Raw genomic sequence first — 18574 nt, forward strand, 5'->3', positions numbered from 1 at the left:
TTCAAAAAAGAACTCGGCTGTTGAGGCTTCAAACGCAGATATATAAAAGTTTGCATCATTCACCCTAAAAGCCTTGATTATCTAAAGCTTTTAGGGTGAATGATGCCATATTAATGCAGGAATTAATAATATAAGGTGCGCTTTGATAGCCGCACCTTATATCCATATTTTCAAGTTTCAGTCATCGTTTATAAAATCGTAATGTCGGTCTGAATCAATAGCTCATGAGTGCCATTGGTATCAGAGAAGCTATAGACATTGTAACTATTGCCCCCTTGAGCGGTAGTGCCGCTGTTCGTCCAATCGTTACCAGTTAGACTCACGCTATCAGCACTATCACCGTTGATGATCAAGCCTTTATTGGTCATCAACGTGTCATTGATTATATCTAGCACATCACTGGTACTAAGGTTGGTCAGCGTCTGCGCACCGTTACCAGTCATATCGATGGTTTCAATACTCTCAAATACAGTCGCATCAAAGCTGCTAAAGTCGATACTGGTATCAGCAACGTTAATGAGGAGCGTATCATTACCAGCACCACCATCCATTAAGGCGTTATCTACAGAGAATACAATTTTATCGTTACCTGCACCACCTTTCAGCGTATTGACACCAGTGCCACCATCGATTAAGTCATTACCGCTACCTCCAATCAAGATATCATCACCAGCGCCGCCTTTATAATTCACAGCTACAGACTGTCCAGAGGCATCAACGATATCATTCTCTGCTGTACCTACAAAGGTTTTGCTAAAAGCAATATCGACAGATATAGACGGCAATTCACCATTGTTAACTGTATAAACGCCAGACGTATCCGTCACAGTCCCTACGGTATCGGTAGTACTAAGAGCGAAGTCCAGATCGCCTTTTAGCGGTATGGAAGACTGAATTTGTAAATCATTGATTTGCTCAGGGGTGATACCAGCTATAGTATAGCTGTTAGCAGCATCATCCCACACGGCAGTCAACATTTCACCTGTACTTTTTACTCTAAAGCGTAAGACATCATCGGTCAAGCTAACGCCATCATCAGTGATGACCATATTAACGGTCTCACTACCATCCGTGTCTTGCATAACTGCGTTTAGATTAAGTGTGGTCCACTTACCCTGATTACCGAGGATAGTAGAAGGATTAGCTGTTACCCCATCAGCGACTGGCGTCACATCGAGATTAATCACTAGAGGATCACTGATCATACCGCTGTCATTAACCACCTTCATCTCGATCCCTGTTACTTTATCACTGCTATTTTCAGGTGGCATAATGAATATATTAGGCGTTTCATTCGCTGCGCCACTGTTAATATTATTCAGTTTAGAGGTGTCGATAGACCATGAGTTATTACCACCAGAATTACCATTATTGCTTGCCAACACTGTATTACCATTGGTATCAGTATAATAAACTAGATAGCCATTAGGGATATTGTCTAAGGTAATAGCGCTTGCTATATCACCTTCATCGATATTGGAGATTTTATAATCGATAGCAATCATGCTATCTTCGTCACCAATAGCTGTGGCTATTGACTCACCACTATTACTAGTGATATCTAGATTATCCGGCTGCGCTGAGACTTCAACGGTATATTCATGCTCATAGGTTAGCGTACCACTGTCATATCCTGCCTCATCTGTCATTTCTTTGTGAGCAGCTTTTACGGTGATAGTGGCATTACCATCGGCGTTTTCGGCAGGCGTGTATTTGACCGTGACGCTATCAGGAGGGTTAGTACCAACCTCTAGCTCATAGTAAGTGCCAGCAGGAATATCACCGACTTCGTTATCATTCAATACCACCTCGTTTAGGGGATTACCATTGGCATCAGTCAGCACTCCAGCAGGACCAGTACCTGTCAATAAACTAGATTCATCTACTTGAATGTAGAGCTTGCCATTGATTAGTAGGACGTAATCACCATCAGCACTGTTTTTTAGGTTGATATTGATATCGATGCTAGTATCTTCATCCGTTGCCACCGTGGTTGATTTGCCATCAGCATCCATAGGATCAGTAACTGGCTTGATTTCGACATTGACGTCACTGACCTGCTCCCTTTCCTCGCCACCATCTTTATCCAAGACGGTAAAGTTGGCATTAAAGGTAAAATCTTGGGTGCCATCTGTCACGTTGGTACTAAAGTCTTTCGGCGGAGTCACTGTCACTCCATTAAGTGCTGCTTCTGGATTAAGATTACTGGCATCATTCACGCTAATAATCCATTTACCACCAATCTGCTGCACACTCACCGCTGGATTGGTACTCTCTAATACAGTACCTGTTGGCAGATCAGTCAATGAGAAAGTATAGGAGTCGACAGTATCAGCGGTCGCAGGGTTCAGAGTCGCATCTAATATATCGCCAAGAGTGAAACCAATATCCTCTAACTGTGCTGGTATTTCTACCTTACTAGTAAAGCTATCTATTAAGTCAGGCTTGACAGGCGCATCACCCCCGCCCGTTCTGTCTAAGGTAATCTCAAAGTTCCCCTCTACACGCGCTTCGCTACCGTTACTACCTTGACCATTAATATCCTGCGTAATACCCGTCACTTTAATATTGAAAGAACCTTTAGGTATATTGACCGTGCTGTCATTACGCTCAAGCACTAACTCATAAGTCGGCGCCATAGTAGTGATGACTGGGTTATTGGGCACATCAACGTACCAGATACCATCTGATAAGATACCACCCACTACATTCAGACCCTCTGGAACATCAGTAACTTCTAGGCGAGTAAAGCTCTCTGAGCCATCTTGGTCAGGTGACGATAGTGATACGGTGACAGAAGCAGTATTATCCGTACCGCTATTATTAATAGTGCCATCTGTCATATCAAAGGTCATGCTTGGTGCATCAGTGACCGCTTGGAAGGTCACATCTACCACTGCACTGCCTGTGTTAGAAGTGCTAATCTCTGAACCATCAGTCAGTTCAGTGGTGTCAGTATAAGTGTAGTCAAATTCTATACTGACATCATCATCGCTATGGCGTTTATCGTCATCGTACATAATTTCGATTGTTTGATCGGGCGTAAATTTCAAAATTGGTGGTGGATTAGTTGTTAAGTCCACTTCAATACCGTCGACACGTAAAATGACGTCTTTAGCCATTAGATCAGTTACTGATAGCGTGATACTCTCAAGTGATTCTGTTCCTGTCGCTGAGTCACCCTTATCTGTCGTTGTAAAGGCCGATTCAAAGTCCATGGTCGCCCATAGATCTTCAGTAGCAACAACTTGAGGATCATTCATATTGCCATCAGCAGCATCAGGGGTCACTAGAATAGAAACGTCTTTACCATCATGAGTCACACTGTCACCAGATGCTGTCTCTGTAGTGGTACCCGTAATCGTAAAGTTAATTTCACCAGCGAAGTTATCTGGTGTTTTTAATTGTGCAGTATTATTCTGTAGCGCCTCTAGGGTCACTGACCATACTCGATCAGAACCACTGCCACCTAAGAAGGTAACCCCTGCACCAGTTAAGTTGAAACCAGTAGGTAAGTTTTCAACTCGATACACTATCTGCTCAACAGCTGGGCTATCACCATCATATGCCTCGATATCCGCAACAGTAGCAAATAGGCTGAATAAGGCAATCTGATGGTTGCCCGTACTATCTAGCGTTGCCTCGTCAGTGACATAAGTATAGTCCTTACCATTGATAAGAGCTGTGTCGGTTGCTAATTTGTCATTTATTATCAGATCTGCCTTGCCAATGACCTTAACAGGTAGGTTGAGCATAGGACTTGCAGCACCGGTAGTTCCACCCTCTTGACTTACTGCCTGTACTTTTAGATTTACCGTACCGCTGAAGTTCTCGGCAGGCACAAAGTACAACCCAGTTACGCTATTATTGTAATCTTCAATCACTACCGTACCACCAGTAGTATCAAGCAAGAGTGTATCACCGTCTTTATTGGTGTAATAAAGCTGCCCATCTGCTGGTATCTCTGAGATGGTCACATCATAAGTCTCAGACCCGTCGTTATCACGCGAGCTTGGGCGGATATTGAGTGCAATGCCGTCGGTAGGAGTGACATCAGTTGTCATGTCCGCAGCAGTATCACGATTATTACCACCGGTTATCGCCTGATCTTCGACCCCTTCGGCAGGATCAACGGCTAAGGTGGCTGGGTCGGCTATGCCTGTCACCTCAAAGGTCAGGTAGCTCTCACCGCTAGTGGCTTCAACCATAGCGTTAGTATTTTCATCAAAGTCTTGGGTCTTTGCTTCGACCTTGACTGCTGTCTCAGCACCACTGGCAAGGTTGTAGTCGCTATAGTCTTGCGGTGGGGTTACGGTGACGGTATCTAGGTATTCCATAGGAATATCGACGCCATTACCATTATCAGTCATTCTAACTAGACCATTGCCATCATTATAAGTAAACACCGCCCCCTCAACTGAACTAAAGTCACTACCATTCTTATTACCAAAGGTCATATGGGCGTAAGTATCTTCAGAAGTGTCTTGGTTGCTCCAAAAACCTTTTAGGTTAAAACTATCACTATTAAGATCAAAAGGAGTATCTTCTTTTGCTTTGGTCGTGTAATTTTTATCTGGATTAATGGTTAAATCATCTGTTAAGTCACCGTCAGTATCTGTACCAACTTTTTCAGCAACTGGAGTAACTGTTACTTTTTGGGTTAATTCTGCTGTACCTGTAACGGTGTTACCACCATCGTCATCAGTGTCTTGGCTGGTCACTGTAAAGGTAATATCAGCATCTTTAGATGAATGAGGTGGTGGAATGACTGTCATTTGACTTAGATCCGCTGATGGATCAGTCATATTAATGGTTATGGTACTGCCAGTTATGATTGCAACACCAGTAGTATCTTCAAACCTCCAACCCGCTGGTAATTCAAAACTAATCTCGGTGATGATTTCTGCACCAGCGCCATTCTTATCATCCAGCACTTTAAAGCCAAACTTATCAAGGGTGACAGCAGTGTCCTCTTTAGTGCTAGCGTCATTAGCAGTCACTTGACCAGCAACTGGAGTGACGGTTAAGTCTACTTCAACTGTATCTATCAGCTCAGGTACAATCACACCACTTGAATCAGAATCATGATCCTGAGTATATAAAGATACTTTAATGTTATTCATATCAAGAGAATTATGATCATTCGTTTTGATACTAATCTGCGGCGTTGATCCGCCATCAACTAGCAAGGTGGTTTCAGTAGGTGTAGCCGAATCAATGCCGATCAATACTTGACCGCTACTATTGGCAGTAAACTCTTGTACTGCACCACCACCAGCTGGGGTAAACTCGATTACAGTACCTGGAGCCAGACCCTCAATAACAAAACCATAGGTTTCTCTGTTACTGTCATTACTATAGACCAAATCACCGAAGGCGGTGGAGATTGGCAAGGAAACGGTACTGCCTTCAGCAACATTAGCGATTACATTATTACCAGTAATCGATGTAATACCATCTTCAGGCGTAATCACATAATTTTCATCAATACCAAACTTACTGGCGTCGTCGTCACCTTGGTTGTCATTACCATCTGTTGTCGCTTGGACATCAATGTCGATAGTGACTGTAGTAGTTGCTCCAGCCACATTGTCACCATCCACCTGTGCAATATTGCCACTGCTATCAACTTCATACTCCGTGACTGACATCTCAAATGAGATGTTGGTAGCATCATCTGCAGGTGGCGTTAGGGTTATTCCTTCGAATTCAGCACTACTCATACTGACCGTATGTGTACCGTCATCGATTAAGTCACCTGTATCGTTTAACTGAATAACGATGTTACCGTCTGCATTTGGAGTAAGGATATTACCTGAACCATCTTTCAGCACTGCACCTTCAGGGATACCGGATAGAGTGATATAGCCAAGACGCTCTGGCGTATCATCATCACTGCTCGTATCAAGATCAGTCTTATCAGTAATCGTAGGTACTTTTAGACCTAGTAAAACGGTGGTGTCTTCTTTGGTCACGACTGAAACACTCCCTAATCCAGGTTTATCTGATACTGGATTGACTGTGATGGTTAGAGTTTCAGTGCCAGTCTGTAGGGTAGTCGCATTAGGACCATTCGAGACGTTAATAGTAATGTCTGGTACTTGGCCACTATAATTGTCAGCAGGCACAAAAGTATAGCTGCCATCACTATTGATAGTGATATTGCCAATAGAATTTGTACCATCAACTAAGATATCGACACTGTCACCCGCATTTTTGATAATGGTTGTACCATTAGCAATAAAAGTATAACTGTCAACAGTAAGCGCTTCACCATCATCAGCGTCATCGGTATCGTTATCAAAAATATTACCCATTACGTCAGTATCTTCAGGGGTGAATACTTCATCACCGACCAGTACAAACTCATTGTCTGTACCAGTAATGGTTACTTCTACATAACGGATTTCACTATTACTAAGCTCATTACCGTTGCCTGCGCTATCAACATCTGCATTGTCTGAAACCTGTACGGCATAACGAATAGTGATGGTTTCGCCAGCAGGGATAAAATCAAGCGCATTTTTTGGTGCGTTAAATGTCCAGTCGGCGCTGTTACCTGCTGCATCGACAGCATTGAGAGCGTCATCTACAGAAAATAATTTCTTTAATGCTTCCTTTTGATCATCGGTAAGCGTGTAGCCGCTAGCACCATTGACTGTAACAGTAGTAAAATCAATTACGTGTTCAAGTTTTACTTTATCATTAAGGTCAATATCTTCAAAGGTTACAGTTCCAGTCTTTGTTACTTCCTCACCTGGGGTTGGCTCATCGAAAGCTTCTGAACCAATCACATCATTAGTAGCTCCAGAGACAGCGTTAGTAATCACTGGACTATCGTTAGTTCCAGTTATGGTGATAGTTAAGGTTGCACTGCTGCTATCACCATCAGCATCAGCGTCAGTGATGGTATAGGTAAAGGTTTCGGTGAGCTCTTGACCTTTACTCAGGTACTGCACATTATCATTATCAACTTTATAGCTGTAGCTACCATCAGCGTTTAGGGTGAGTTCGCCATAATTACCTGTAGTGCTACCATCAACGGTTCCATCTGTACCACCCACTACTTTTACTGCTGTTACCGTAGTTGCATCTGCTCCTAAATCATCTGCTTGGTCAGGCGCAGTACCCGTTATTACGTTACCTGATGCTGTTATTTCGTTTGATACAGCACCTACATCTTCAGTGATGCTGTTGGCATCAGGCTTGGCAGTCGGTACGGTGTCGATAATTTGAATATCTAAGATATCATTGATGGTACCGCCAATTGTGTTGGTTAATTCAACATTGAAATGGTCAATCACTGAACCACTACTGTGATCCTCTGGATTACCATTTTCGATATATTTGTAGGTGAGAATACCTGTTGCTGCATCATAACCAGTGATTACCAGCTCACCTAAACTAGTATTAATAGTGACCGATGTATTGGAAGCATTAGTAACGTCTAGACCGCCAACAGTTAGATCGGTGACGCTTTGTGGGTTGGTGATATTAATGGTGCCAGTTATTGTGTTACCCGTACCTTCGATGACGCTGTTGTCAGCAGGTGTTAATGCTGCGTCTTCATCGACGATGTTAATGGTTGGTGCCGTATCGTTGTCTTCGATGGTACCCGTGGCACTACCATTCGGTCCAATAGCCGCATTGCTTGGATTACTGATATCCAGTACTAGGTCTTCTGACTTTTCATAGATGGCATCATCAGCGACGTTGATGGTGATGACTGGGGCTTCGGTACTGCCCGCTTCTATCTTGACGCTGACGCCATTGTCTAGGAAGTCTTGAATCTCAGCTTGGGTCGTTAAGGTGATCTCAGTGCCCGTCGCATCTGTATAAACAATGCTGTCGATGTCAGCGGCATCAATGTCGCTAGCACCGCTATTTAGTTTAACGTCAACGGTGGTGTCAAAGTTACTTTGGTTGTTCTGAGAGACGGTGAATTCTAAGGCGTTGTTACCCGCCTCGCCTTCAACGGCTTGTGGTTTGGTCGCAATAATGCCAACCACAGGTTTGTCGCCATCAACCGGATCAGGGATCATCTGGGTTGTTCGGGTTATCGACGTCATTGTCAACTTGGTCTTCATCGAAGATGGTACCCGTGGCACTACCATTCGGTCCAATAGCCGCATTGCTTGGATTACTGATATCCAGTACTAGGTCTTCTGACTTTTCATAGATGGCATCATCAGCGACGTTGATGGTGATGACTGGGGCTTCGGTACTGCCCGCTTCTATCTTGACGCTGACGCCATTGTCTAGGAAGTCTTGAATCTCAGCTTGGGTCGTTAAGGTGATCTCAGTACCCGTCGCATCTGTATAAACAATGCTGTCGATGTCAGCGGCATCAATGTCGCTAGCACCGCTATTTAGTTTAACGTCAACGGTGGTGTCAAAGTTACTTTGGTTGTTCTGAGAGACGGTGAATTCTAAGGCGTTGTTACCCGCCTCGCCTTCAACGGCTTGTGGTTTGGTCGCAATAATGCCAACCACAGGTTTGTCGCCATCAACCGGATCGGCAGGATCATCTGGGTTGTTCGGGTTATCGACGTCATTGTCAACTTGGTCTTCATCGAAGATGGTACCCGTGGCACTACCATTCGGTCCAATAGCCGCATTGCTTGGATTACTGATATCCAGTACTAGGTCTTCTGACTTTTCATAGATGGCATCATCAGCGACGTTGATGGTGATGACTGGGGCTTCGGTACTGCCCGCTTCTATCTTGACGCTGACGCCATTGTCTAGGAAGTCTTGAATCTCAGCTTGGGTCGTTAATGATCTCAGTGCCCGTCGCATCTGTATAAACAATGCTGTCGATGTCAGCGGCATCAATGTCGCTAGCACCGCTATTTAGTTTAACGTCAACGGTGGTGTCAAAGTTACTTTGGTTGTTCTGAGAGACGGTGAATTCTAAGGCGTTGTTACCCGCCTCGCCTTCAACGGCTTGTGGTTTGGTCGCAATAATGCCAACCACAGGTTTGTCGCCATCAACCGGATGGCAGGATCATCTGGGTTGTTCGGGTTATCGACGTCATTGTCAACTTGGTCTTCATCGAAGATGGTACCGTGGCACTACCATTCGGTCCAATAGCCGCATTGCTTGGATTACTGATATCCAGTACTAGGTCTTCTGACTTTTCATAGATGGCATCATCAGCGACGTTGATGGTGATGACTGGGGCTTCGGTACTGCCCGCTTCTATCTTGACGCTGACGCCATTGTCTAGGAAGTCTTGAATCTCAGCTTGGGTCGTTAAGGTGATCTCAGTGCCCGTCGCATCTGTATAAACAATGCTGTCGATGTCAGCGGCATCAATGTCGCTAGCACCGCTATTTAGTTTAACGTCAACGGTGGTGTCAAAGTTACTTTGGTTGTTCTGAGAGACGGTGAATTCTAAGGCGTTGTTACCCGCCTCGCCTTCAACGGCTTGTGGTTTGGTCGCAATAATGCCAACCACGATCATCTGGGTTGTTCGGGTTATCGACGTCATTGTCAACTTGGTCTTCATCGAAGATGGTACCCGTGGCACTACCATTCGGTCAATAGCCGCATTGCTTGGATTACTGATATCCAGTACTAGGTCTTCTGACTTTTCATAGATGGCATCATCAGCGACGTTGATGGTGATGACTGGGGCTTCGGTACTGCCCGCTTCTATCTTGACGCTGACGCCATTGTCTAGGAAGTCTTGAATCTCATGGGTCATCTCAGTACCCGTCGCATCTGTATAAACAATGCTGTCGATGTCAGCGGCATCAATGTCGCTAGCACCGCTATTTAGTTTAACGTCAACGGTGGTGTTGCCTTCAACGGCTTGTGGTTTGGTCGCAATAATGCCAACCACAGGTTTGTCGCCATCAACCGGATCAGCAGGATCATCTGGGTTGTTCGGGTTATCGACGTCATTGTCAACTTGGTCTTCATCGAAGATGGTACCCGTGGCACTACCATTCGGTCCAATAGCCGCATTGCTTGGATTACTGATATCCAGTACTAGGTCTTCTGACTTTTCATAGATGGCATCATCAGCGACGTTGATGGTGATGACTGGGGCTTCGGTACTGCCCGCTTCTATCTTGACGCTGACGCCATTGTCTAGGAAGTCTTGAATCTCAGCTTGGGTCGTTAAGGTGATCTCAGTGCCCGTCGCATCTGTATAAACAATGCTGTCGATGTCAGCGGCATCAATGTCGCTAGCACCGCTATTTAGTTTAACGTCAACGGTGGTGTCAAAGTTACTTTGGTTGTTCTGAGAGACGGTGAATTCTAAGGCGTTGTTACCCGCCTCGCCTTCAACGGCTTGTGGTTTGGTCGCAATAATGCCAACCACAGGTTTGTCGCCATCAACCGGATCAGCAGGATCATCTGGGTTGTTCGGGTTATCGACGTCATTGTCAACTTGGTCTTCATCGAAGATGGTACCCGTGGCACTACCATTCGGTCCAATAGCCGCATTGCTTGGATTACTGATATCCAGTACTAGGTCTTCTGACTTTTCATAGATGGCATCATCAGCGACATTGATGCCGCTGACATCATCAGCGACGTTGATGGTGATGACTGGGGCTTCGGTACTGCCCGCTTCTATCTTGACGCTGACGCCATTGTCTAGGAAGTCTTGAATCTCAGCTTGGGTCGTTAAGGTGATCTCAGTACCCGTCGCATCTGTATAAACAATGCTGTCGATGTCAGCGGCATCAATGTCGCTAGCACCGCTATTTAGTTTAACGTCAACGGTGGTGTCAAAGTTACTTTGGTTGTTCTGAGAGACGGTGAATTCTAAGGCGTTGTTACCCGCCTCGCCTTCAACGGCTTGTGGTTTGGTCGCAATAATGCCAACCACAGGTTTGTCGCCATCAACCGGATCGGCAGGATCATCTGGGTTGTTCGGGTTATCGACGTCATTGTCAACTTGGTCTTCATCGAAGATGGTACCCGTGGCACTACCATTCGGTCCAATAGCCGCATTGCTTGGATTACTGATATCCAGTACTAGGTCTTCTGACTTTTCATAGATGGCATCATCAGCGACGTTGATGGTGATGACTGGGGCTTCGGTACTGCCCGCTTCTATCTTGACGCTGACGCCATTGTCTAGGAAGTCTTGAATCTCAGCTTGGGTCGTTAAGGTGATCTCAGTGCCCGTCGCATCTGTATAAACAATGCTGTCGATGTCAGCGGCATCAATGTCGCTAGCACCGCTATTTAGTTTAACGTCAACGGTGGTGTCAAAGTTACTTTGGTTGTTCTGAGAGACGGTGAATTCTAAGGCGTTGTTACCCGCCTCGCCTTCAACGGCTTGTGGTTTGGTCGCAATAATGCCAACCACAGGTTTGTCGCCATCAACCGGATCAGCAGGATCATCTGGGTTGTTCGGGTTATCGACGTCATTGTCAACTTGGTCTTCATCGAAGATGGTACCCGTGGCACTACCATTCGGTCCAATAGCCGCATTGCTTGGATTACTGATATCCAGTACTAGGTCTTCTGACTTTTCATAGATGGCATCATCAGCGACGTTGATGGTGATGACTGGGGCTTCGGTACTGCCCGCTTCTATCTTGACGCTGACGCCATTGTCTAGGAAGTCTTGAATCTCAGCTTGGGTCGTTAAGGTGATCTCAGTACCCGTCGCATCTGTATAAACAATGCTGTCGATGTCAGCGGCATCAATGTCGCTAGCACCGCTATTTAGTTTAACGTCAACGGTGGTGTCAAAGTTACTTTGGTTGTTCTGAGAGACGGTGAATTCTAAGGCGTTGTTACCCGCCTCGCCTTCAACGGCTTGTGGTTTGGTCGCAATAATGCCAACCACAGGTTTGTCGCCATCAACCGGATCGGCAGGATCATCTGGGTTGTTCGGGTTATCGACGTCATTGTCAACTTGGTCTTCATCGAAGATGGTACCCGTGGCACTACCATTCGGTCCAATAGCCGCATTGCTTGGATTACTGATATCCAGTACTAGGTCTTCTGACTTTTCATAGATGGCATCATCAGCGACGTTGATGGTGATGACTGGGGCTTCGGTACTGCCCGCTTCTATCTTGACGCTGACGCCATTGTCTAGGAAGTCTTGAATCTCAGCTTGGGTCGTTAAGGTGATCTCAGTACCCGTCGCATCTGTATAAACAATGCTGTCGATGTCAGCGGCATCAATGTCGCTAGCACCGCTATTTAGTTTAACGTCAACGGTGGTGTCAAAGTTACTTTGGTTGTTCTGAGAGACGGTGAATTCTAAGGCGTTGTTACCCGCCTCGCCTTCAACGGCTTGTGGTTTGGTCGCAATAATGCCAACCACAGGTTTGTCGCCATCAACCGGATCAGCAGGATCGTCTGGGTTGTTCGGGTTATCGACGTCATTGTCAACTTGGTCTTCATCGAAGATGGTACCCGTGGCACTACCATTCGGTCCAATAGCCGCATTGCTTGGATTACTGATATCCAGTACTAGGTCTTCTGACTTTTCATAGATGGCATCATCAGCGACGTTGATGGTGATGACTGGGGCTTCGGTACTGCCCGCTTCTATCTTGACGCTGACGCCATTGTCTAGGAAGTCTTGAATCTCAGCTTGGGTCGTTAAGGTGATCTCAGTGCCCGTCGCATCTGTATAAACAATGCTGTCGATGTCAGCGGCATCAATGTCGCTAGCACCGCTATTTAGTTTAACGTCAACGGTGGTGTCAAAGTTACTTTGGTTGTTCTGAGAGACGGTGAATTCTAAGGCGTTGTTACCCGCCTCGCCTTCAACGGCTTGTGGTTTGGTCGCAATAATGCCAACCACAGGTTTGTCGCCATCAACCGGATCGGCAGGATCGTCTGGGTTGTTCGGGTTATCGACGTCATTGTCAACTTGGTCTTCATCGAAGATGGTACCCGTGGCACTACCATTCGGTCCAATAGCCGCATTGCTTGGATTACTGATATCCAGTACTAGGTCTTCTGACTTTTCATAGATGGCATCATCAGCGACGTTGATGGTGATGACTGGGGCTTCGGTACTGCCCGCTTCTATCTTGACGCTGACGCCATTGTCTAGGAAGTCTTGAATCTCAGCTTGGGTCGTTAAGGTGATCTCAGTACCCGTCGCATCTGTATAAACAATGCTGTCGATGTCAGCGGCATCAATGTCGCTAGCACCGCTATTTAGTTTAACGTCAACGGTGGTGTCAAAGTTACTTTGGTTGTTCTGAGAGACGGTGAATTCTAAGGCGTTGTTACCCGCCTCGCCTTCAACGGCTTGTGGTTTGGTCGCAATAATGCCAACCACAGGTTTGTCGCCATCAACCGGATCAGCAGGATCGTCTGGGTTGTTCGGGTTATCGACGTCATTGTCAACTTGGTCTTCATCGAAGATGGTACCCGTGGCACTACCATTCGGTCCAATAGCCGCATTGCTTGGATTACTGATATCCAGTACTAGGTCTTCTGACTTTTCATAGATGGCATCATCAGCGACGTTGATGGTGATGACTGGGGCTTCGGTACTGCCCGCTTCTATCTTGACGCTGACGCCATTGTCTAGGAAGTCTTGAATCTCAGCTTGGGTCGTTAAGGTGATCTCAGTGCCCGTCGCATCTGTATAAACAATGCTGTCGATGTCAGCGGCATCAATGTCGCTAGCACCGCTATTTAGTTTAACGTCAACGGTGGTGTCAAAGTTACTTTGGTTGTTCTGAGAGACGGTGAATTCTAAGGCGTTGTTACCCGCCTCGCCTTCAACGGCTTGTGGTTTGGTCGCAATAATGCCAACCACAGGTTTGTCGCCATCAACCGGATCAGCAGGATCATCTGGGTTGTTCGGGTTATCGACGTCATTGTCAACTTGGTCTTCATCGAAGATGGTACCCGTGGCACTACCATTCGGTCCAATAGCCGCATTGCTTGGATTACTGATATCCAGTACTAGGTCTTCTGACTTTTCATAGATGGCATCATCAGCGACGTTGATGGTGATGACTGGGGCTTCGGTACTGCCCGCTTCTATCTTGACGCTGACGCCATTGTCTAGGAAGTCTTGAATCTCAGCTTGGGTCGTTAAGGTGATCTCAGTGCCCGTCGCATCTGTATAAACAATGCTGTCGATGTCAGCGGCATCAATGTCGCTAGCACCGCTATTTAGTTTAACGTCAACGGTGGTGTCAAAGTTACTTTGGTTGTTCTGAGAGACGGTGAATTCTAAGGCGTTGTTACCCGCCTCGCCTTCAACGGCTTGTGGTTTGGTCGCAATAATGCCAACCACAGGTTTGTCGCCATCAACCGGATCAGGATCATCTGGGTTGTTCGGGTTATCGACGTCATTGTCAACTTGGTCTTCATCGAAGATGGTACCCGTGGCACTACCATTCGGTCCAATAGCCGCATTGCTTGGATTACTGATATCCAGTACTAGGTCTTCTGACTTTTCATAGATGGCATCATCAGCGACGTTGATGGTGATGACTGGGGCTTCGGTACTGCCCGCTTCTATCTTGACGCTGACGCCATTGTCTAGGAAGTCTTGAATCTCAGCTTGGGTCGTTAAGGTGATCTCAGTACCCGTCGCATCTGTATAAACAATGCTGTCGATGTCAGCGGCATCAATGTCGCTAGCACCGCTATTTAGTTTAACGTCAACGGTGGTGTCAAAGTTACTTTGGTTGTTCTGAGAGACGGTGAATTCTAAGGCGTTGTTACCCGCCTCGCCTTCAACGGCTTGTGGTTTGGTCGCAATAATGCCAACCACAGGTTTGTCGCCATCAACCGGATCAGCAGGATCATCTGGGTTGTTCGGGTTATCGACGTCATTGTCAACTTGGTCTTCATCGAAGATGGTACCCGTGGCACTACCATTCGGTCCAATAGCCGCATTGCTTGGATTACTGATATCCAGTACTAGGTCTTCTGACTTTTCATAGATGGCATCATCAGCGACGTTGATGGTGATGACTGGGGCTTCGGTACTGCCCGCTTCTATCTTGACGCTGACGCCATTGTCTAGGAAGTCTTGAATCTCAGCTTGGGTCGTTAAGGTGATCTCAGTGCCCGTCGCATCTGTATAAACAATGCTGTCGATGTCAGCGGCATCAATGTCGCTAGCACCGCTATTTAGTTTAACGTCAACGGTGGTGTCAAAGTTACTTTGGTTGTTCTGAGAGACGGTGAATTCTAAGGCGTTGTTACCCGCCTCGCCTTCAACGGCTTGTGGTTTGGTCGCAATAATGCCAACCACAGGTTTGTCATCACCCACTGTTGGATCGTTAGGATCAACAGGCGTGTTGCCATCAGTGGTGCCATCGTCATAAATAGTGGTATTGACGCTGTTGTCAGGACCAATCGTGGCGGTACCTGAGGTAACATCAGTAACGGTGACGTCAAAGTCCTCTGGGCCTTCAAATAGGTTGTCATCCACAATCGGTACAGTGATGTCAACGGAGGTTTGACCCGCTGGAATCGTCACATCTTGGGTGACAGGCGCGGTATAGTCAGCCGACCCCTCGGTGCTGCCATCACTAATCGTGATAGTCACGACCGTATCTTCAGTGCTTGGGTTGCTGATGCTGACCGTATAGGTCGCTTCATTGGCACTGCCATCAGCCGCGGTTTCATTCAAGCTTGTGGTACCACTAATGCTTACTATTCCTGGATAGTCAACGGTAATAGTCGCTTGGTTAGATTTCTCACCCGTTTTATCAGACACCACATAGTCTACTGGTGTTGGATCCGCTGTAAAGCCTGACTCTGGCGTAAAGGTCACTTTGCCTGTATTGCCATCAACGGACCAAGTACCTTCGCCATCTACCACTACATTGGTGACTTCATTACCTGTTACAGGGTCGATTAGCTTGACTGTCGTTGGGTCTAAGTCGTTTTCAGGATCGCTGTCATTCGCTACTACGTCGATGATAACAGGCTGACCTGTTTCACTTTTGACTGTATCGTTTTCAGCTACTGGCGGATTTTGTGGATAATCAACGGTGATCGTCGCTTGGTTAGATTTCTCACCTGTTTTATCAGACACCACATAGTCCACTGGCGTTGGATCCGCTGTAAAGCCTGCTTCTGGCGTAAAGGTCACTTTGCCTGTACTACCATCAACGGACCAAGTACCTTCGCCATCTACCACTACATTGGTGACTTCATTACCTGTTACAGGGTCGATTAGCTTGACTGTCGTTGGGTCTAAGTCGTTTTCAGGATCGCTGTCATTCGCTACTACGTCGATGATAACAGGCTGACCTGTTTCACTTTTGACTGTATCGTTTTCAGCTACTGGCGGATTTTGTGGATAATCAACGGTGATCGTCGCTTGGTTAGATTTCTCACCTGTTTTATCAGACACCACATAGTCCACTGGCGTTGGATCCGCTGTAAAGCCTGCTTCTGGTGTAAAGGTCACTTTGCCTGTACTGCCATCAACTGACCAAGTACCTTCGCCATCTACCACTACATTGGTGACTTCATTACCTGTTACAGGGTCGATTAGCTTGACTGTCGTTGGGTCTAAGTCGTTTTCAGGATCGCTGTCATTCGCTACTACGTCGATGATAACAGGCTGACCTGTTTCACCTTTGACTGTATCGTTTTCAGCTACTGGTGCCTCATTAACAGGAGGAGTGGTTGACGAGCTATTACTACTGCTACCGGCTACTATACCTATCAGTCCTAGACCAGCAGCAGCAGGCATCCACCAAGGTATAGCAGCAGCATACTCTTGGCCACCCAAAGCCTGCCCTTCAACCGCACCTTCTTCTAGCTGCGTTACATAGTCATAGGTTTCGCCAGTATCTGGTATATAATAATAATACTCTCCATCTTCAGAAATTCCAAGCAGCGCACTATCTGCACTATCGTAGAAACCTTCTATAATAAGGTCACTCTCTTTACCGTCTTCTTCAAATGAGACGTGTAAATCATTTTTCAAACGTTTAGTGATAATGTGGTTTGGTGCACGGCCTATAGCAGTATCATGAAACTCGTAATTCACTTTATCCATAGCTGTGATAATTGTAGGCTTTCCATTCTTAGTCACTACTTGTACTTGATCTATGGTCTTAGTCGCATCATTGGTTTTCACTGTAATCGTATTCATTTTCTTACCTTCTATTTTTTCAAGTCAAATAATACAGATTGGCATATATTCATATTAGGCAGCTTTATTTGCCCGCAGATAGCATTATTAGTTATTTATGTACGCGCTCTTCAACTACGGCAACAACTCGACGATTGAGCTGGCGACCTTCTACAGTATCATTGCTTGCTCTCGGCTGCGACTCCCCATAGCCAACTGCATTTAAGCGCTCAACTGCCATACCGAATTGAGTAATTAACACCTCTTTTACTGCGTTTACTCGGCGTTGGGATAGGGCCTGATTATAAGCATCTTTACCGCGATTATCGGTATGACCTTCTATAACCACAACTGTGTTGGGGTACTTTTTCATAAATTCTGCTACTTCAATGATTTTTGAGTAATATTCTGGACGCACGATAGCTTTATCGGTTTCGAATAATACTTCGAGATCAATAACAATCTTTTCGGTTAAAACTGGCGGTTGCGTTTCTACAATAACTGGAGGTACAATTTTGAGTTCTTCAGATACGATAGGTAGTGCACAGTTTGGAATAACTCGACTGACTTGATGATTTTGATAACGCTTATTAGCTAGGAATGATAATGCACTTTCAGAGGTAATTTGCTTTAAGGTACTTTGTCCTTCTTTATTCATACTAATATGAAAAAAATAAGTTTGACCACCTGTTAGCTCATAGTCTTGTTTATCTGCTAATAAATTATTATTTTTAAAACCTGTTGCATGAGCACTTAGCTGGTTCATACCAACACATGAGTTAACAACGGTATAGTTGTCTGCATGTAAACTGACTTGGAATCTATTATTGACAGAAACATTAGCACTTGTTTGTTCAGAATAATCATCATTACTTCGAATGAATACCAACCGAGTTTTGTCTTTAGCGACTTCTTTTTCTAACACTTCGTTGATATCGGCTTTGACTTGATTGTTCCACACAACACCATCGACACGACGTGTGTCTCCTTCGTTTTGGACACCACTAACGGTAATACAAGAAGACATACTGAATAAGGTGATTGGGACAATCATAGCAATAATATTTCTCTTAACTACTTTCTTCATAGTATTATCCTGACTTCTAGCATTATTTAGTGGTTGATATTTTTTAATTAGAGATGATGTAAATCAAAGTTTTAATAATTTTTTATGAAATCTTATAAGCTTCACTCTAGTCATGTCTTTATCGTATCTTTACTATAATTATATTACATGATTTCAGTAACTTTCTGTAACCGCTCATACCTTGTTTCCGACCACTTATCAAACTCAGTCGTAATGACTTGTATAAATCACTTGAAAATTTCTTGGCAGTATATAGAAGATACTATTACTGAATATTTTGTAAACATAAATTAACTCTTAAGCGAACACGGCAACATAATACTGACCCAAAATGCAACATAACAACCGAGAAACTTGAAATCATCAAATATGATAATGGAGCTCATGTGAATCATACTTTTCATTTATGATGCAAGTAGACCTTTTTAGC

5 protein-coding genes are annotated in these 18574 nt (G+C 45.2%); all 5 read right to left on the bottom strand.

Annotation, left to right across the window (positions count from 1 at the left end; genetic code table 11):
* Positions 1–188: 188 nt before the first annotated feature.
* Complete coding sequence (locus JMY05_RS07180) at positions 189–8069, bottom strand: VCBS domain-containing protein (RefSeq protein ID WP_201614641.1); 7881 nt, start codon at positions 8067–8069, stop codon at positions 189–191.
* Positions 8032–8799: a Calx-beta domain-containing protein gene (locus JMY05_RS07185; protein WP_201614643.1), complete on the bottom strand. Its 768-nt coding sequence runs from the start codon at positions 8797–8799 to the stop codon at positions 8032–8034. The genes JMY05_RS07180 and JMY05_RS07185 overlap by 38 nt, the downstream gene beginning before the upstream one ends.
* Positions 8762–8977, bottom strand: coding sequence for a hypothetical protein (locus JMY05_RS07190; RefSeq protein ID WP_201614645.1), 216 nt, complete (start codon positions 8975–8977; stop codon positions 8762–8764). Before JMY05_RS07190 ends, JMY05_RS07185 begins: the two co-directional genes overlap by 38 nt.
* Positions 8978–8990: 13 nt before the next feature.
* On the bottom strand, positions 8991–17078 hold the full coding sequence (locus JMY05_RS07195; RefSeq protein WP_201614647.1) for a Calx-beta domain-containing protein: 8088 nt from the start codon (positions 17076–17078) through the stop codon (positions 8991–8993).
* A gap of 91 nt (positions 17079–17169) precedes the next feature.
* Positions 17170–18144 (bottom strand): OmpA family protein, encoded by a 975-nt coding sequence (locus tag JMY05_RS07200; RefSeq protein WP_201614649.1) that lies wholly within the window; start codon positions 18142–18144, stop codon positions 17170–17172.
* Positions 18145–18574: the final 430 nt, after the last annotated feature.

The sequence above is a fragment of the Psychrobacter sp. JCM 18902 genome, assembly GCF_904846615.1.
Lineage (GTDB): Bacteria > Pseudomonadota > Gammaproteobacteria > Pseudomonadales > Moraxellaceae > Psychrobacter.